A 17,042-nucleotide genomic window follows, 5' to 3' on the forward strand; every position below is an offset into this window, starting at 1 on the left:
TTTTCTCAGAAACCAAAAAAGACATAACCGCATGCGGTTATGTCTAATGACTTCTTAAGACATAGAAAAGGGCACACGTCTAAGACGCGTGCCGATTCCTTTACTGTGACAAAGGGGTTACATCCCTGGCAAAGTGCGTCTATGAGTACATGAAGTTAGTTGTTGGATATCTTTCAAAATATGTCTCATCACACACACTCTCCTTTACCGTTATTTTTCACTCTGTTATCTTAGCACTATTGTCACAATTTTGTCAATATTATTATTTAATTAGTGGATTCACACTTTCTTCGCCTGTTAAATCCGCTATCATTTCCACGAGCAAATCAATTTCTTCCTGCATATCTTTTAAACTTACTGTTTCTACCGGCGCATGCATATAGCGAAGCGGAAGGGAAACAAGTGATACAGGAACACCGTATCCTGTTAAACGAAGCTTATCTGCATCCGTCCCTGTCATTCTTGGTGTTAACTCATACTGAAGTTTCAAATCAAGCTTTTTAGCAGCCTTTTCAAGGAGCTGATTGATTTTTATATTGATTGGAGCGCCTTTCGCAAGAACAGGTCCACCTCCAAGATCAACCTCTGTGTGCTTTCTTGCATCAATTCCAGGGTAGTCTGAAGAAAATGTAACATCACAAGCAATGGCCATTGTTGGTTGAATTCCTGCACCAGCGAAATAAGCACCACCCATGTTTGTTTCTTCATTCACTGTGCTAACAGCATAAACACCTACTTTAGGGTTACGCTTGGCTACTTCACGAAGAACTTCTGCTACGATAAATGCACCAGTCCGGTTGTCTAAGCCTCTTCCACTAATTCGGTCATTTAAGAGATGCTCAACTTCTCTTTTATAGACTGCGAGGTCCCCAATTTGGACGTACTTTTCGATCTCTTCTTTTGTAGTTGCACCACAGTCGATATAGAGGTCTTCGAAATGAAACTCTTTCGCCCCTCCGTGATGTTCTGCATTGACACCAAATACACCTGTTAACTTTCCATGTGTGCCTAGAATTGTTACTTTCATGCCAATAGCAGGCTTATGACTAATTCCACCTAATTTCTCTACGCGAATAAATCCATTTTGATCAATTTGCTTCACCATAAATCCAATTTCGTCACAGTGTCCTGCAAGAAGCACTTTAAATTCTGCTTCTGGATTAAGAATTCCGATCGCATTACCTGCGTTATCCGTTTTAATGTCATCTGCAAACTCTCTTACATAGTCCATCCATTTATGCTGGATTTCCATTTCAGCTCCTGATGGAGAAGCGGTTGATAACAATTCTAATAAAAAATCACGGTTCATACGATGCACCTCCGAATAGTTTATAAGTTCCTTTTTCATTGTATCTTACAGCAAGACTTCATTCTAGTTTTGTGTAATGGCGATCTTATACACAAAAACACCCCGCACATTAGCGGGGGTGCTTCATTATTTCGACTCTTTTAATAAGATTTCATCCACTTCTGTTTTCGTTGGAAGAGCGGTCATTGCGCCCTTCGTTGCAGCTGCTAAAGCACCAGACACGCTAGCAAATTGCGTCATACGTTCAAGCTTCTCACGCGATAGATCACTAAGAGAGCCTTCATATTCATTGAAGCCGTGTAAAATGCCCGAAACAAATGCATCTCCTGCGCCTGTTGTATCAACGGCTTTAACTTTCATAGCAGGTACTCTAAGTGAGTAGTCTGGTGTGTAAACGAGACTACCTTCACCACCCATAGTAATAAAGATCACTGGAATACGATAATGAGCGAGCTTCTTAATTCCATCTTCGATCGCTTCTTCACCTGTAATGAATGTGAGCTCTTCTTCAGAAAGTTTTAGTATATCTGCCTCTGATAACATTGAGACGATCGTTTCTTTAGCTCTTTCTTCACTTTCCCAAAGGCCTAGTCGTAAGTTCGGGTCATAAGAAATGAGTAATCCATTTTCTTTTGCTTTTTCAACCGCTACCTTAGTTGCACTTCTAGAAGGTTCACTAATCATTGAAATTGATCCAAAATGAAGGATACGATGACGCTCGAATAATTCGTCACTTATTTCTTCTGCATGCAAAAAGCGATCGGCACTTGGGTTTATGTAAAAGTCAAAACTACGCTCTCCGTTTTCTGCATTTGTAACAAAGACAACTCCGGTTCGGGCTGACTCAGTTAAGATCATCGTTGATACATCAACACCATAATTTTTTAGCGTTTCTTGGAGAAATCGTCCGAGAACATCATCCCCAACTTTCCCTAGAAACGTGGAGTTAACACCGAGACGTGCAAGTCCAACGGATACGTTCGCAGGAGCACCACCAGGACTTTTTTGATACGTGAGATTGTCCTTGTCGAGAGGAATAAAGTCAATTAATGCTTCACCAAGACTAATAACACCTTTACTCATATCTACTTCCCCCTAAGTTAATCGAGAATAGAGCAGTGCTCAGAATCATTCAAGTACTGCTTTTCGTAATCATATCACGACACGGTAGATCACTAAAGAAAAAAACTTGTTATCCCATGATCCTTTTTATCATTTTTAGTCCGTTTTTAGCAGAGGGATAACGAAATGCAAAATCGAATTTCGTTGTTTGTTTCACAATGCTTTTCTGATGAGAAAATGCTTCAAAGCTCGCTTGACCATGATAGCTTCCAGTACCGCTTGAACCAACACCACCAAATGGTAGATAAGGTGAGACGATATGCATTAACGTGTCGTTCATACATCCGCCTCCAAAAGAAATAGAAGAAGTGATCAAATCTTGCATTTTTTCAGATTCTGAGAAAAAATAAAGAGCAAGTGGCTTTGGACGTCTGCGTACATCATCAATAACAGTATAAATATCTGTGAATTCAAGAACAGGAAGGATCGGACCAAAGATTTCTTCTTGCATGACAGGATCTTCCCAAGACACATTATCCATAATTGTTGGAGCAATGACACGGTCCTTTTCTTTATGTTGCCCACCTATTAATACGTCACCATCATTTAGGAATTCTTTTAATCTTTGGAAATGACGATCACTTACGATGTGACCGTATTTCTCATCAGACAATGGATCTTCTCCGTAGAATTCAACCAAAACTTGAGCCATTTGTTCTAACAATGCTTTCTTTACATCACGATGAACGTATAAATAGTCTGGAGCGATACACGTTTGTCCAGCATTTGTGAATTTACCCCACATGATTCGTTTAGCAGCCAAGTTTAAATTAGCATCTTTATTTACTATGGCCGGACTCTTTCCGCCAAGTTCAAGCGTTACCGGTATAAGTTGTTTAGCCGCAGCCTCCATCACAACTTTTCCGACTGGAACACTTCCTGTGAAGAAAATATGATCAAACGATTGCTTTAATAACTCCGTACTCGTATCTACGCCACCTTCAACGACAGCAATATACTTTCGCGGAAAGACTTCTCGAATCATTTTGGCAATCACAGCAGACACTGCGGGGGTTAGTTCCGATGGCTTTAAAACGGCACAGTTACCCGCTGCAATGGCACCAACAAGAGGGGCAATCTGCAGCTGGAATGGATAATTCCAAGGAGCAATAATTAATGTAACGCCATACGGCTCTCGATGAACATAACTTTTAGAACCAAGATGAGTGACAGGCGACTTCGCTCTCTCAGGACTCATCCACTCCTTTAAATGCTTTAGCGTAAACTTTATTTCTTCAAGCAGAAAACCAATTTCAGTTGTATAAGCTTCCCACTCTGATTTATGAAGATCTTCCTTAAGTGCTTTTAATACTTCAGGTTCATATTCTTTAATGACTTTTCTTAATGTCTCTAGCTTTTGTTTTCTGAAAGCATACGATTTCGTTTCCCCATTATAATAATACTCTCTTTGTGTTCTTACTATTTCTTCTATCACTTCCATCGTATCATCTCCTCAGGCAAGTCGCTTTATTGTTCTTAAGTTTAAACTTTTGAACATAAGGTGTCAAATCAAGACACTCCTAATGTTTAAATATCTCATTCATAGGGGAGAAAACTGTATAAAACGATTTACTAAAATCAAAACTATAGGATGCAACCAATAAGGAGGCTATTACCATCGAAACATTAGGTCACCATATTATCGCTGAAATGTGGAACTGTAACAAAGAGAAATTAAACGATTTAGTCTATATAGAAGAAACCTTTGCTAGTGCAGCACTTGAAGCTGGAGCCGAAATTAGAGACGTAGTCTTCCACCCGTTCGAGCCCCAGGGAATTAGTGGCGCCGTTATTATTGCTGAATCTCACCTTACCATTCATAGTTTTCCTGAACACGGATATGCTTCAGTAGATGTCTATACTTGCGGGGACAAAATTGACCCTTCAGACGCAACCAATGCTATTGCAAGAGCACTTGAAGCGAAGAAGATACACACAGTAAAAATTCCTCGTGGAACTGGAGAAATCACTGTGAATGAAGTTGAAAAAAGCGGCGTTGAAGCAAAGTAGAACGATCAAAGCGGATGCATATCGTGCATCCGCTCTGTCTTTCACTCCTGATTCAACAATTGTCTGTAATGGGCAAGGGCAAGGAGCGGCCAGATCATTTTATAACTGTGATAGTGAACGTAAAAGCCACCTGGTAATCCTGCTCCTGTTGGATAAGTGAGTTCTTTATTTTCAAAAGCACCTTTCGTAAGATACTCTACTCCTTTATGAAGTGCATCACATTTATCTCCACAAATTGTTAAAGCATCAACTGCCCAAGCGGTTTGGGAAGGTGTACTATAGCTAAGAGAAATATACTTTTTTTGTTCATCACTTTTACATGATTCTCCCCATCCACCATCTTCCTGCTGAATCTTTTTAAGAAATTCTAAACCCTTACTGATTGCAGGAAAAGACGAACTATACCCCGCTGCCTTCAGTCCAGTTACAGCTGCCCATGTACCGTAAACATAGCAAATCCCCCACCTTCCGCACCATGAACCATCACTCTCCTGGTTGCTAACAAGCCACTTTACTCCTCTTACTACTGATGGATGATTATGTTGTAACCCAGCGAAGTTACATAGAAATTCGACAGTTCTTCCGGTAAGATCAGCTGACGAATCATCAGGAAAAGAAGATTGCGCTCCATCGATCGGTAGCTCTTTCAATAGAAGAGCTTTACGGTCTGTTTCAAATGCGGGCCATCCCCCATCCTTATTTTGCATCGCAAGTATCCAGTTCACTCCTCGCTGCCAGCTGTATGAGGAAGAAGCATGTTTCATTGCTCTCAGGGCAGCTGTCGTATCATCTACATCTGGATGAATACTGTTTCCTTCACTAAATCCCCATCCCCCAGGTATAATATTCTGTTTTGCCATCGCCCAGTCTCCAAACTTTGTGTGTTGATTTCTTCCTAAATATTCACTTGCCTTCATAATGATAGGATCAACACTTGAAAGTCCTGCTTCTTGGAGCGTATGCGTTATTAGAGCAGTATCCCAAATCGTAGAGGGAGAGTTTTGAATATGATTCTCTGACAAACACAACATCCCCTTCAAACCATCTATAGCACGTAGAATAACCGGAGACTGTTTTTCATAACCAAGGGCGAGCATGGCATAAATCATGAAAAATGTGGCAGTAGCATAATTTAATAACGTTCCATCACTTTCAATTCGCTGTAACATATATTGTTCAGCTCTCTTTCTTGCTTTGAACAACTGATTATCTGGAAATTGAACTATGGAATCCCAAAATGATTTGATAGCGTCTGAAAAAACGCGTTCTTCATTTAATAAATGAGCGAGATCAGGTGTCCAGCTCGTCTTAATCGAATAGCGTAGATCCTGACATAAGATGATCGGCGCAAAATGAAGGCGGGCATAGGAGCTTAAATCAAAGAAAGAAACCGGGAAGGAACCAGGTATAAGCATAAATAACATCGGAAAATGGAAAAGCTGTGGCCATTCCAGATGACCATTTAATGCTAGAAAAACTTTAGTCATTGAATCCGTTTTCTCTATCCCTCCCCACTTTCGGATATACAACTCAGCTTTCTTCATCTGAGTATGCTCCCGCTCTATTTTCCCCGAATAAAGGAGGCTATGATACGCCTGAACTGTAGCCGAAAGATTCCCTTCATCATCTTCAAATAACTTCCAATACCCGCCCCTTGACTGATTCATCAGCAAACGATGAACAAGTTGATCCACTAATGTTTCTTCTTTCAATCCAAGTGTTCTTATGAGCACAATCATAACTGCATCAGTTAGAAGGCTATTCTCAAAACAGTAATGAAATGAGCCATTCTTCTCCTGGTGACTTACTGCTTCTTTTACTAATTCATCTATTCTCTCATTCACCCTCTTCATATCCATAACGGTACCTCCTGAATTTAGCTACCGTATTGTATTCACGAAATCTTTTGGCGATTCAAACCAAAAACTATTGTAAATTTTTTGAAACTTGTGTAAAATTCAAACGTATGTAAGGAATAAGGAGTGATTGAATGAAAAAATTTGGGCTTCCCATACTAACTGGCCTCGTTATTTTGTTATTAATTTTTCTCCATCAGCTGTCAATTCTTCAAGAAAAACCCGACGAAGAATGGAGTAGAACAATTGATTTAGACGTAGCGGCTGAGGATAGTGAAATGTTTGTGGAACATGAAGAAGAAAAAAGTACGTTATATTTCAGCGGCGATCCTGTGCGAAAAATCGTCGTTAACGAACAGCTTGAAACATCCTCAGAAAATCTCGAGTATGCTATTCCTGAAGGGTACTCTTTCTATGTTGATGATAAACAAGCCATTTACAAAAAAAAGGATAAAATTATCTATGCTCGAAATGGAGAAGAGCAATCCATCCTGAATAAGATTGAAGGTATAAATGCATCAAATGATGGGGTTATAGCCTGGTCACGCCACACGGTTTACTCCATTTCTCCAGAAGGAACAATTGATTCAGAAACGGAGTTACCTCAATACATAAAAGGTGGAACCTTTGCAGAAAATGGGCAGTTATTTCTTTATGTTCAATCAGAAGATACAAATCAATTTTTAACACTTGATCCAGGCAAAGAACCAGTTATTATTCACGAAACCCCTCTCTCGTCCGGAGAATTATACAGCAATCTCCAGATGATCCAAGTAGATGAAACCGTGACGTTTACATATACAGTTAGTGCAACAAGACAGGGAACAAGAGTGATTAACACTTACTTCGGCGAAAGTATTGGTGGAGAAGAGGCTACAGTTAACCTATTGAAAATCACTAATGTTGAAACAGGAGATAGCTTCCCAAGGCCTAACTATTTCTCATTAACTAAAGTAGATGGAAAACCTCATCTGTTGTTTAGTGCTGAGGGCGAAATATCTCCGAAGCGTTCAGTTATAAGTATTTATGAAGCATCGCGCCAAGATGGAGAATGGTTGGCTTCTAGAAGAAGTACAAGTGAGGAACTTTCAATACGGCCTGTTTCGATTACAGATCAATCACTAGTTTGGATGGACCAAGAAGACAATGGCCTGGTTTTACATGGGGCATCTACTGATTCAACCGTAATTGAGAGCAGTATTGAAACGTCAAAAGATGATCTGAAATTCGCTCTTTATTATACATTCACAGCAATTGTAGGTATGTTCGCAATGCTAGCTTTTTCCTTTGGTTTTCTGATTCTACCGGCAGTTGCTTTAATGTACTTATATTTTGCAAATACAACTGCAGTTGAGCAGGATAAGAGCTGGGTAGAATGGACAATTGTCCTACTTTGCGTTGGGTCCCAGATGATTTTCTTACCTTCGATTCTTGACGGCCCCTTTCAAAACCTTGCCCCTACCTATCTTACGTTTGAAGGAGCTCCATACGTCTGGCCAGTGATTATCTTCCTTGTCTCTTTCATCATCAGTCGAATAGGACAGGACCAAGAATGGACCATTCTTCAACGTACTTCTTATCAGCTAGGATTAAATCTTGGAATTCTCATTTTTTTGTTAGGACCTTATATTTTATAATAATCAAAAAGAGGATGCCCGCTATAATGGGCATCCTCTTTTTATTTCGCCTGTTCAGCCGCTTTGTCGTTTACAGCGAGAATCGCCTCATGCAGAAGCTGACTGAAATCTCCCTTCCTCAGAACATCTAGTCCTGCAGCAGTAGCCCCACCTGGTGTTGTCACTTGATCACGCAATTCTCCTGCGTCTCGCCCATCTTTAAGCATTGAAGCAGATCCATAGATCATTTGCACAACAAGCTTCCTAGCTACATCAGCAGTTAATCCATAAGACGCAGCCGTTTTTTCAAGTGACTCTGCTAAGTGATAAACAAATGCTGGGGCACTTCCCGTAATTGCAGTAAGATCATGAATTTGCTTCTCAGACAACTCTTCAGACTCTCCGATAGCATCCAGAATGACCTGAAGTGCTTCACGATGATCCTCTGTAACGTGATTTCCACACGTGAATAATGAAATAGACTCACCGATATCAGCCGCTGTATTCGGCATGATCCAGGCTGTTGGACGTCCTGGAAGTGATGCTTCTAAAATAGAAGGACCAATGCCTGCAGCAACTGTAATGATAAATTGATTTGTTACTCGATCAGCTAGCTCTTTAAGAACAGTTGGATGTGCTGCTGGGGGCATTGCTAGAATGACAATATCATGCTCGGAAATGACATCCTGCCATACTCCTGTTTCAACCTCATACGTTTTTCTCAAATCATCCAATTTCTTCTGATCAGATTGATTCGTTACCGTAATTGTCCCCATATTTCCAGACTGTTTAAGTCCTGAGAAAATAGCCTCAGCCATGCGCCCAGCACCAATAAACAAGATATTAGACTTTTTCAATGATACCCCTCCTCTTTTCCAACTTAACTATACCAAACTGATGTACAATAGAAAAACGCCGGATTATAACCGGCGCTTTGATTACCAAAATTTAAACCCAGGAGACCCGGGTGGTGCATGTTCAATCATATGAACGACTGGGACTGTATAAGCCACAAGTATGAGTATTATCGCAACGCTAAGCCATAGTCGCCAGTTTTCCAAAATAGCAGGCGTTTTCTCTGCATCTTCTGCCACTTCTCCAATCGGAAAATCTTCTTTTCCTTTTGGTGCCAAAAACGTGAGGTTCACAATAATGTAAACTAACAGCAATATGGCAAGAAACAGGATTGATCCACCAACGGCCATCGTCACTTCATATGGAATCCACCCTAATGCATCAGGATTATCCTGATAAGTCGTATAAGCTGTTCTCCTCGGTGCACCAAGTAAACCCACTGTATGCATGGCTCCTGACATAAAAAACATGCCAATTGCCCATAAAATTGTTTGGAAATTCGCAATGCTGTGCATTTTCCCCGTCAATACTCTTCCAGTAAGATGAGGAATTAGCCAGTAAGCAATGCCAAAGAAAGTAAGAGCCACACTTGAGGCAACGGTAAGGTGGAAATGCCCAGTTACCCAAAGCGTGTTATGCACAATCTGGTTCATTTGGTTACTTGCATTAATGATCCCACCAGCACCAGCTGGAATGAAAATCAACATTCCGACCATGGGCGCAAAGAACCGCGCATCTCTCCATGGTAAGACTCTGAACCATCCAAAGAGGCCCTTTGCCCCTTTGCGACGACCAGCGATTTCAAAAGAAGCGAATAGTGAGAAGGCCGTCATGAGTGAAGGAACAATAACCATAAACGTTAACACAACCTGTAGAAATTTCCAAAAAGGAGAAATGCCAGATTCGAGTAACTGATGATGAAATCCTACCGGTATCGAAAATAGCAAGAAAAGGACGAAAGACAAACGTGCTAAAGAATCACTGAAAATTTTACCACCTATAATTTCGGGTATAATAACGTACCAACAGACGTAGGCAGGTAATAACCAAAAATAAACGAGCGGATGACCAAAATACCAGAAAAGCGTACGACTTAGAAGAATATTTATTTCATCCACCCAACCGAATGACCAGGGAATAAACTGAAAGATAACTGAAACAGCAACACCAATCGTAGCGACAAACCACAGCACCATCGTCATCACAGCCATGAAGCTAAATAATGGAGATAGCTTCTCATGAGAAACTTTTTTCCAAATGTAGTACTGATGACACATCGCACCGCCCGCTAACCATGTTCCGATAATAAACAACGTTAATCCAATATAAAACCATGGAGACGCTTTTAACGGGGCATAGAAAGTATACAGAACCGTTCCCTCATTTAATAAAACCATAACAGTTGTAAGAACCGTTCCAATCGTCATTATGATATATCCCAGCCACGCCATACGGTATGGTTGGTCATAGAACTTCCCCATTGTTCTGCTCATGCCGGCATAAAAGAACCCAATAATAAAATATGTTGTAAAAATAAGTGCGAGTAAGATCCCGTGTGCAGTTAAAAGCTGATAATATCCTATTCCTGCTGGTAACTGAATTGTTCCACTTCTTACTAACGTTTGTAGTAATCCTGCAATACCACCTAATAAAACAGCTACAAAGGCAATTAACAAATGAGCCATACTGAGTTTTGCATCATTTCGATCTACTATAGAATGACTCATTTTGTCACCTCCAGAGGTACACCCATTGCCTGATGTCCTACACCGCAATATTCATTACATAAAATCAGGAATTGTCCTGCCTCATCAAATGTATGTGTAATGGTATTCACGTGCCCAGGTGTAATCATCATATTCACATTCGTCTTTGGGATTTGAAATCCATGAACAACGTCTTTACTAGTAACTTTAAAATGAACGGTAGCCCCTTCAGGTATTTTCAGCTCATCATTTGATTGAAAAGTGAAGGCTTGAGCAACTAAAACCGCTTCATATTCATTCTCACCTATTTTCTTTAAACCAGGTTGATCAAAGGGCGCGGTTACATCTACTTTTGTTGGATCAAGAATATCGTCTTCACTCGGTGGCGTATGCCCCATTGCGAAAGCGTTCACACCAATGACTAAAAGAAAAAGAATAAGTGTCCCGCTTCCAATCATAAGCCAAAGCCTTTCTAATTTGTGCATGTGCATCTCTTTTCCCCCTTTCTAAAGACGAATCATATATAGCCAGTAAACCCCAATCCAGGATAATAGAATAAAGCCACCAAGTAACATTACTGCGACCATCGTCCCTTTCAGGTTTGGTCCTCCCTTATTAATTACAACTTTTCTCGCTGTTTCTTTCTTCTCCTCAAGAGCCCTCATCACTCATCCCCCTTTATCCTTCACTATAGGTTTATTGTATGAGAATACAGATCCCTAATCTGTGACTAAACTCACTAAATGAGAGAACATTCACCAGTTAGCCAATATCCTCTTCCCTAATCTCCGCACGCCATCACGATCAAGTCAAAAAAAGAGTCCAGGATTAAACCCCCTGAACTCTCACGCCTTATAACCTGCATATGTTTTTTGGACAGCCTTCGCAATGACAAATGGCTTTCAATTTATCGAGATCTTCAATCAGGATTGCTCCCCCATCATAGGCTATAATCTCATCCTTCTTTAGCTGGTTGAGCATTCGATTAACCGTTTCTCGAGTTGCTCCAATCAAGTCTGCAAGCTCCGTATTTGTAAACTTCGTAGTCATACGAATACTTGGTCCTTCTTCAACCCCATAAGTATTGGCGATTCTAATCAAAGTTGAAGCGAGTGCTCCATGCTTTCCAAAAAACATCAAATCGCGTAATTTTGTTTGGGTAAAACGCTGCATATAGCCCATCCATTTCATAAATTCAATGGCAAGATCCCCATTTTGCCATAAAATTGTTTCAAGATCTTTCTGCTGAATGATACCTAGACTACAATCCGTCATGGCTTCTGCACTAAAGCTATTCTGCGCATGACTATCATCATAGAATTCTCCAAACAGATCTCCTGCTTGAAAATGATAAAGTACAAGATCTTTACCCTCATCAGAACTCTTCGTAAGTTTCACTGCTCCGCTTTTCAAGTAGTATATATGATTCGATTCATTGCCTTCCCAATAAATCGTTTCGCCACGCTTAACTTGCTGGTCATACATTAATTCCTCTAATTTAATAAAATTATCCTTTGAAAATGACTGTGTATTGTATCCCCCTTTATTCATAGTGGAGATGGGACAAGTAACTTTCATGATTTTCGCCTCCTATAATGTTTCTCTTAACATCATTATAAGAGTTACACTTCCTTCTAAGTGTGATATACATCACACCTTAATCATTTTTCTCTTAAAAATGTGACATTGTTTACAGCCTTATTTTCCTAAACCATATTACATTTAAGTTAACAAAAAAATTGGAAGGTGATGAGCATGCTAACAGGAATCATTTTAGCCGGAGGACCTAATGATTATGTAAAAGGTCACCATAGATCCCTTCTACTACATCATAATGAGCTAAGGATCTTATGTCAGATCAAAAAAATGAGTCAAATTGCAGATGAGATCATTATCGTTACAAATAATCCTAGAGAGTTACTACCACACGTGCCAACAAATATTCGCATCATTACGGACTTTTATCCAAATAGGGGACCTATAGGAGGATTGCATGCCGGACTATCTCTCGCTAGAACAGAAATAGCGTGGGTTATTGAAGTAGACACACTTTCCATTTCAGCATCTATGACAAGTAAACTAATTAAAAACGTATTGCGCTATCATGTAGATGGCGCAATTCCATTTGTGGATGGGACACTTAAACCTCTACAGGGCGTCTATAGGACAAGTACAAAAGCAACCTTAACGAAGTTACTTCAACAAGAAGATACCACTCTGTCTACTTTTCTAGAAAACATTCAGACCGTTTCAGTGAGCTCTAATTCAGACTATAAAATCCGATCACATCATACGCCCCAATAGACATGGTGAATTCACCATGTCTATCCTTTTGATAGGAACATGCTTTTCTCATCAAAAGGTGATAATATAACGGTGATGCAAACTAATGTCATATTAATCATATACATATGGATATGGGTGAACTTAATGAAAAAAACATCCGTTATTGTTGGAATACTTTTCTTTATTGTGGCTGGTCTCATAGTTGTGCTTTCTACACAAAATGAAACTGAACCTCAGCAGCCGTCTGAGCTGCTCACGACCTATCGGAACATCTCTCAACAAACTGAGGAGAATACAGCTATTAAGAATGCTTCCTTAACGCTTTCGGCGGTGGGAGATATACTCATTCACGACCGAGTTTATGAAAAGGCAGTAGTAGGCAATGGATTTAACTTTAATCCAATGCTTGAAGATGTTCAAAACCAATTAAAGAAATCTGATATTACGATCGCCAATCAAGAAACCGTCATCGGCGGGACATCAATCGGCCTTTCATCTTATCCTTCTTTTAATAGTCCAACAGAAGTTGGGGACACACTTAAAAATTCCGGAGTAGATATTGTATCGATGGCGAACAACCATACTTTAGACCGAGGAGAAAAAGCCATCCAAAATGCGATTAAACATTGGAACAAAATCGAAGTTCTTTATACAGGAAGTTATGTTTCAAAAAAAGATCGCACTATCATTAGAACGATTGAACATAATGGGATAACGCTGGCTTTTCTCTCCTATACTTACGGAACCAATGGCCTCCGCCCTCCTGGAAATAAACCTTATCTCGTGAACTATATTGATAAACAACTCATAACTCAAGATATTCAAAAAGCCAAAAAGGTAGCGGATGGGGTAGTTGTAAGCTTACACTTTGGAAATGAATATGAACGCTATCCAAACAATAACCAGCTAGAACTTAGTTCTTATGTAGCTGAAGCGGGAGCAAACCTGATTTTAGGTCATCACCCCCACGTTCTCCAGCCGTTAGAATGGATTGAAACAAAGGACAAACGCAATGTATTGGTTGCCTATTCACTAGGTAATTTTTGGTCAGGTCAAAAAGGGGATTACAAAGATATCGGAGGCATTCTTGAGGTTCAATTCATCAAAAAGAATTTCCGAGGAAACTCTATGCTCTCAATCACTTCCCCAGCATTTACACCAACTTATGTAGATAATGAGTATAAAGTCCACCTGCTAAGTGAAGTGAAACCTGATTTATTAAATGAAATGAATCTTCATATGAAGCAGTGGATGCCAGATTTACAGGTTCCAAAACCATAAGAAAAAAGCCCGTTGTCAACGATAACGGGCTTTTTTCTACGATAGGGTATATCAACCATCAACAACAAGATTATGACCATTAATATAACTTGCGTCCTCACTTGATAGAAAGTAAACCACTTTTGCGATTTCAAGAGGCGTTCCAAATGACCCTCTAGGATGTTGTTTATAGGCTTTCTGAAACCCATCCTCTGTGCCATATAACTTCCGAGCAAGAGGGGTATCAATTGGTCCTGGCGAAATAACGTTCACACGTATTTTCCGCTTCGCATAACGACTTGCCAATGATTTCGATAGTGAGACGATACCTGCCTCTGTTGCATTGTAAGCTGGAAGAGCTGCGATGGAGGTTCTCAATGCGTTACTTAAAAAAGCATATTCCATGTATCTGGACCAACAATCCCATCTACTGATAATCCTTTTCTTTTCTGATAAGCCCTTACAGCCTTTTCAGTTGCGGGTCCAAAGATACCATCTGGGTTCACATTAACCGCTCGTTGAACGGCTTCTACATCTTTGCCACGATCGCCATTCATCACATATCGACCAGGGTAAGGTCTTACTGGAGCATTCATAGAGAACCCACCTTTTGGAGCTCGCTTCAACGCACCAAGTGTTTTGGGACCAACAATCCCATCTTCCACTAGACCTGTTAATCGCTGAAACTTCTCAACTGCTTCCTGTGTTTCTCTTCCAAAAATACCGTCCGCCCCAAATTCACGCAGGTCCATTCCTACACGAATGAGAAGGTCTTGAATTCTCTCAACTTCTTTCCCACGATCACCTGCACTAACAATAAGTGTGCTAGTAGTAGATTTCACCTTCCCAGGGCTACTTATTTCTTTAAAGTTTTTCCAAACGCCTGTTACATCTTCAATAAAAGTCGACCATGTAATTCCATAGCGATTTAATGCATTCTCAGGGTCTGTTCTACGTGTTGGATCAAGTGTTGAGTGGGCAACTATATCTGATTCAGGATCGAGTTTATATTTATCACATAAATAAGCATGGTACCAAACATAGCGGTCATAGGCCTCTATAAAGGATATACCTCCTCCCCAACAAAGTTCCACACCGATCGCCTTATCGTTCGCATCTCCATTGTAAAGAAGATTGTCCTTTTCCGTTACATAACGTACATGCCATGCTTTTTCAGTTAATGGAATGATTTCAAGAATAATCGAATCATCAATAAACGTATGAGCAGACGCTGAGATAATATTTTTAGCAAAATAGGCTCGATTTACGTATGCCGTTGAACCTGGATTACCTGTATCATGAGCGACAATAAAGCTAATTCCATCATTTTTTTCTTTTGGTCTGGACTTGCCTTTATCGATATAGTCTCTAGTAATTGTATATTTTGAATTACTTGCCATTATTTCACTCTCCCTTTCTTTTCTTCCCCCCTCCTCTCTAATATCCATCATATGTAAACAAATCTTATCTGGCTCGCTTCTTTGTGTCTTATCAAATAAAATTAGTCAGGTGCTGAGTAGCCCTGACTAATTTATTGATTCTTCGTTATCAATTAGACGATCATTCATAAACCCTTCCCAATCACTAAATTGATAAAGAGTCGGAGTGAGCACCAATTTTTCTAATATCCCTGCATATGTTTCTTTGTTGTTATCATCAATTAACGTTGATAGAGCTGTTCGAATCATTTCTGCTTCTCTACGCGTTATGTTCATATGAAGTCCTCCTTTCCCCTTTTTACATAATTTCTCCGATAGACGTCATAATCATGTGCTTTTTTTGCCAGAATAACGATGAGGTGAACACAAAATGAATCAGGGAATGAATACAGCTTTATCAGCGATCCTGCTAGCACAAGGGTTAAAAATAGTAACACATAAAGCGAAATCGGGACATTGGGATTGGCACCCTTTCTTTCAAACGGGAGGAATGCCAAGTTCTCATTCTGCAGGTGTTTCTGCTTTAGCTACTTACACAGCATTAAAAACAGGAAAAAGCTCTGTCGAAACAGCACTGGCTGTCGTATTTGGAGTGATCGTCATGTATGATGCACAGGGTATTCGACGACATACGGGCGAGATCGCTCGATTGGTCAATGACCTAGATGAAGACTTCGAACTATTATCGGGGCACTATCCTGATTTATTTCACGCGAGACGAGATGTTGAACTCAATGAACTTCTAGGTCATCAGCCTGCTGAAGTGGCCGGTGGTGCTTTGCTAGGGATTGGCCTTGGGTTAATAGGTTATTTCTCGAGGAAATAATTAACAAATAAAAAGTTGACAATACTTCTCAAGCGTGTATAATGTGTAGTTGGGGTAACAAAAACCCGATATTAACAACTAGCTCCTTTAAAATAAGGAGAACTAAAATTCATAACTGGAAAGGTATGAACAGCATGATTCTAATTGGCTTGTATCAAGTTAATGGCCATACTACAATTGCTGTTGATCCTCCTCACTCACACTGGCGCGGCTTCGGAGCCGTAAGGATGGAAGAGAGGTAGGGCTTTCGTTGTTTGAGAGATCAACAGATCTCTATGGTATGTTTACCGCGGCAATGAAGGAGTTACTGTTAATAAATAACGATCGTTATATAAATTGATAAAGAGCGCATCTAAGCGATGCGCTCTTTATCAATTTATAGAGAGTTGCCTTCATCTTTTCTAACAATGATGTCGGCAATCACGCCTCCAGTATAGAGGATGGATGAAATAATTCCACTAACACCAAATGCACCTAATGCAATAATCCAGCGCATTGGATAAGGTTCTTCAATAGTTGAATAATTTGGTAAGTTTTCTCCAAGGGTAATACCAATGAATATAGCGGCCACAATACCTGCTAGTAATGTGTATACTGACATTTTTCTAAGTAAATATCCGTTCACGTTCATTACCTCCTTCTCTCCTAATCATTCCCTCTAAATAAGCAACAAAACATGAAAGGAATCTGATCAATAGTGAAATATTGCACTGGTCATTATTTATTCCCCGGTGTTTATTGTGGTAAAACCATAGAG

At 40.0% G+C, this 17,042-nt stretch carries 18 protein-coding genes and 1 pseudogene; 5 read left to right on the forward strand and 14 right to left on the reverse strand.

Translation table 11 applies throughout. From position 1 onward, the window contains the following. Positions 1 to 262 precede the first annotated feature (262 nt). The 3 genes from Q4550_RS19335 to Q4550_RS19345 all read right to left on the reverse strand — a co-directional run bounded on the left by Q4550_RS19335 (position 263) and on the right by Q4550_RS19345 (position 3,872). Positions 263 to 1,309, reverse strand: coding sequence for a M20/M25/M40 family metallo-hydrolase (locus tag Q4550_RS19335; protein ID WP_306558521.1), 1,047 nt, complete (start codon positions 1,307 to 1,309; stop codon positions 263 to 265). Positions 1,310 to 1,435: 126 nt separating this feature from the next. Beyond that, entirely contained in the window at positions 1,436 to 2,392 is a 957-nt protein-coding gene (locus Q4550_RS19340; protein ID WP_303535351.1) for an aminoimidazole riboside kinase, read from the reverse strand. 109 nt (positions 2,393 to 2,501) lie between these two features. Then, positions 2,502 to 3,872, reverse strand: coding sequence for an aldehyde dehydrogenase (locus Q4550_RS19345; protein WP_303535352.1), 1,371 nt, complete (start codon positions 3,870 to 3,872; stop codon positions 2,502 to 2,504). Positions 3,873 to 4,048: 176 nt separating this feature from the next. Between Q4550_RS19345 and speD the strand changes: the two genes are divergently transcribed. Continuing rightward, positions 4,049 to 4,441: an adenosylmethionine decarboxylase gene (speD, locus tag Q4550_RS19350; protein ID WP_194219625.1), complete on the forward strand. Its 393-nt coding sequence runs from the start codon at positions 4,049 to 4,051 to the stop codon at positions 4,439 to 4,441. A gap of 41 nt (positions 4,442 to 4,482) precedes the next feature. On the opposite strand, the gene Q4550_RS19355 is transcribed toward speD, so the two are convergent. Further along, a complete protein-coding gene (locus Q4550_RS19355; protein WP_303535353.1) occupies positions 4,483 to 6,300 on the reverse strand; it encodes a terpene cyclase/mutase family protein in 1,818 nt (605 codons plus the stop codon). A 131-nt stretch (positions 6,301 to 6,431) separates the two neighbouring features. Between Q4550_RS19355 and Q4550_RS19360 the strand changes: the two genes are divergently transcribed. Further along, positions 6,432 to 7,934 carry a hypothetical protein gene (locus Q4550_RS19360; RefSeq protein ID WP_303535354.1) on the forward strand — a complete coding sequence of 501 codons (1,503 nt, stop codon included), beginning with the start codon at positions 6,432 to 6,434 and terminating at the stop codon, positions 7,932 to 7,934. Positions 7,935 to 7,975: 41 nt separating this feature from the next. Here the strand turns inward: Q4550_RS19360 and proC are convergent, their stop codons facing one another. From proC to Q4550_RS19385, 5 genes are all read right to left on the reverse strand, one after another. Next, positions 7,976 to 8,770, reverse strand: a complete 795-nt coding sequence (gene proC / locus Q4550_RS19365) for a pyrroline-5-carboxylate reductase (protein WP_283153827.1) — start codon at positions 8,768 to 8,770, stop codon at positions 7,976 to 7,978. An 81-nt stretch (positions 8,771 to 8,851) separates the two neighbouring features. Beyond that, complete coding sequence (locus Q4550_RS19370; RefSeq protein ID WP_303535355.1) at positions 8,852 to 10,495, reverse strand: b(o/a)3-type cytochrome-c oxidase subunit 1; 1,644 nt, start codon at positions 10,493 to 10,495, stop codon at positions 8,852 to 8,854. Then, positions 10,492 to 10,965, reverse strand: coding sequence for a cytochrome c oxidase subunit II (locus Q4550_RS19375; protein WP_303535356.1), 474 nt, complete (start codon positions 10,963 to 10,965; stop codon positions 10,492 to 10,494). Before Q4550_RS19375 ends, Q4550_RS19370 begins: the two co-directional genes overlap by 4 nt. Before the next feature lie 15 nt (positions 10,966 to 10,980). Further along, positions 10,981 to 11,139, reverse strand: a complete 159-nt coding sequence (locus Q4550_RS19380; protein ID WP_303535357.1) for a cytochrome c oxidase subunit 2A — start codon at positions 11,137 to 11,139, stop codon at positions 10,981 to 10,983. A 187-nt stretch (positions 11,140 to 11,326) separates the two neighbouring features. Next, on the reverse strand, positions 11,327 to 12,052 hold the full coding sequence (locus Q4550_RS19385) for a Crp/Fnr family transcriptional regulator (protein WP_303535358.1): 726 nt from the start codon (positions 12,050 to 12,052) through the stop codon (positions 11,327 to 11,329). 177 nt (positions 12,053 to 12,229) lie between these two features. Between Q4550_RS19385 and Q4550_RS19390 the strand changes: the two genes are divergently transcribed. Together Q4550_RS19390 and Q4550_RS19395 are read left to right on the forward strand one after the other, a co-directional pair. Next, on the forward strand, positions 12,230 to 12,778 hold the full coding sequence (locus Q4550_RS19390; protein ID WP_303535359.1) for an NTP transferase domain-containing protein: 549 nt from the start codon (positions 12,230 to 12,232) through the stop codon (positions 12,776 to 12,778). A gap of 126 nt (positions 12,779 to 12,904) precedes the next feature. Continuing rightward, positions 12,905 to 14,041 carry a CapA family protein gene (locus tag Q4550_RS19395; protein ID WP_303535360.1) on the forward strand — a complete coding sequence of 379 codons (1,137 nt, stop codon included), beginning with the start codon at positions 12,905 to 12,907 and terminating at the stop codon, positions 14,039 to 14,041. Positions 14,042 to 14,092: 51 nt separating this feature from the next. Here the strand turns inward: Q4550_RS19395 and Q4550_RS19400 are convergent, their stop codons facing one another. From Q4550_RS19400 to Q4550_RS19415, 4 genes and pseudogenes are all read right to left on the reverse strand, one after another. Further along, positions 14,093 to 14,425: an SDR family NAD(P)-dependent oxidoreductase gene (locus Q4550_RS19400; protein ID WP_303535361.1), complete on the reverse strand. Its 333-nt coding sequence runs from the start codon at positions 14,423 to 14,425 to the stop codon at positions 14,093 to 14,095. Beyond that, positions 14,407 to 14,862: a peptidoglycan-binding domain-containing protein gene (locus tag Q4550_RS24600; RefSeq protein ID WP_303535432.1), complete on the reverse strand. Its 456-nt coding sequence runs from the start codon at positions 14,860 to 14,862 to the stop codon at positions 14,407 to 14,409. The genes Q4550_RS19400 and Q4550_RS24600 overlap by 19 nt, the downstream gene beginning before the upstream one ends. A 21-nt stretch (positions 14,863 to 14,883) precedes the next feature. After that, positions 14,884 to 15,420, reverse strand: a pseudogene (locus Q4550_RS19410) (peptidoglycan recognition protein family protein); the annotation flags it as partial. Between the two features lie 126 nt (positions 15,421 to 15,546). Continuing rightward, complete coding sequence (locus tag Q4550_RS19415) at positions 15,547 to 15,735, reverse strand: hypothetical protein (protein ID WP_194219165.1); 189 nt, start codon at positions 15,733 to 15,735, stop codon at positions 15,547 to 15,549. Positions 15,736 to 15,829: 94 nt separating this feature from the next. On the opposite strand from Q4550_RS19415, the gene Q4550_RS19420 reads away from it, so the two are divergent. Further along, positions 15,830 to 16,285 (forward strand): divergent PAP2 family protein, encoded by a 456-nt coding sequence (locus tag Q4550_RS19420; protein WP_303535363.1) that lies wholly within the window; start codon positions 15,830 to 15,832, stop codon positions 16,283 to 16,285. A 376-nt stretch (positions 16,286 to 16,661) separates the two neighbouring features. Here the strand turns inward: Q4550_RS19420 and Q4550_RS19425 are convergent, their stop codons facing one another. Continuing rightward, positions 16,662 to 16,910: a hypothetical protein gene (locus Q4550_RS19425; protein ID WP_226614886.1), complete on the reverse strand. Its 249-nt coding sequence runs from the start codon at positions 16,908 to 16,910 to the stop codon at positions 16,662 to 16,664. Positions 16,911 to 17,042 lie beyond the last annotated feature (132 nt).

Source organism: Anaerobacillus sp. 1_MG-2023, from assembly GCF_030547345.1.
GTDB lineage: Bacteria > Bacillota > Bacilli > Bacillales > Guptibacillaceae > Guptibacillus > Guptibacillus hwajinpoensis_B.

Bases quoted from the DNA above. Each gene is read 5' to 3' on its own strand.
- Q4550_RS19340 (WP_303535351.1), bottom strand. From the start codon at position 2,392: ATGAGTAAAGGTGTTATTAGTCTTGGTGAAGCATTAATTGACTTTATT.
- Q4550_RS19420 (WP_303535363.1), top strand. From the start codon at position 15,830: ATGAATCAGGGAATGAATACAGCTTTATCAGCGATCCTGCTAGCACAA.
- Q4550_RS19335 (WP_306558521.1), bottom strand. From the start codon at position 1,309: ATGAACCGTGATTTTTTATTAGAATTGTTATCAACCGCTTCTCCATCA.
- Q4550_RS19355 (WP_303535353.1), bottom strand. From the start codon at position 6,300: ATGGATATGAAGAGGGTGAATGAGAGAATAGATGAATTAGTAAAAGAA.
- Q4550_RS19385 (WP_303535358.1), bottom strand. From the start codon at position 12,052: ATGAAAGTTACTTGTCCCATCTCCACTATGAATAAAGGGGGATACAAT.
- Q4550_RS19370 (WP_303535355.1), bottom strand. From the start codon at position 10,495: ATGAGTCATTCTATAGTAGATCGAAATGATGCAAAACTCAGTATGGCT.
- Q4550_RS19390 (WP_303535359.1), top strand. From the start codon at position 12,230: ATGCTAACAGGAATCATTTTAGCCGGAGGACCTAATGATTATGTAAAA.
- Q4550_RS19395 (WP_303535360.1), top strand. From the start codon at position 12,905: ATGAAAAAAACATCCGTTATTGTTGGAATACTTTTCTTTATTGTGGCT.
- Q4550_RS19345 (WP_303535352.1), bottom strand. From the start codon at position 3,872: ATGGAAGTGATAGAAGAAATAGTAAGAACACAAAGAGAGTATTATTAT.
- Q4550_RS19375 (WP_303535356.1), bottom strand. From the start codon at position 10,965: ATGCACATGCACAAATTAGAAAGGCTTTGGCTTATGATTGGAAGCGGG.
- Q4550_RS19360 (WP_303535354.1), top strand. From the start codon at position 6,432: ATGAAAAAATTTGGGCTTCCCATACTAACTGGCCTCGTTATTTTGTTA.
- Q4550_RS19400 (WP_303535361.1), bottom strand. From the start codon at position 14,425: ATGGAATATGCTTTTTTAAGTAACGCATTGAGAACCTCCATCGCAGCT.
- Q4550_RS19415 (WP_194219165.1), bottom strand. From the start codon at position 15,735: ATGAACATAACGCGTAGAGAAGCAGAAATGATTCGAACAGCTCTATCA.
- Q4550_RS19380 (WP_303535357.1), bottom strand. From the start codon at position 11,139: ATGAGGGCTCTTGAGGAGAAGAAAGAAACAGCGAGAAAAGTTGTAATT.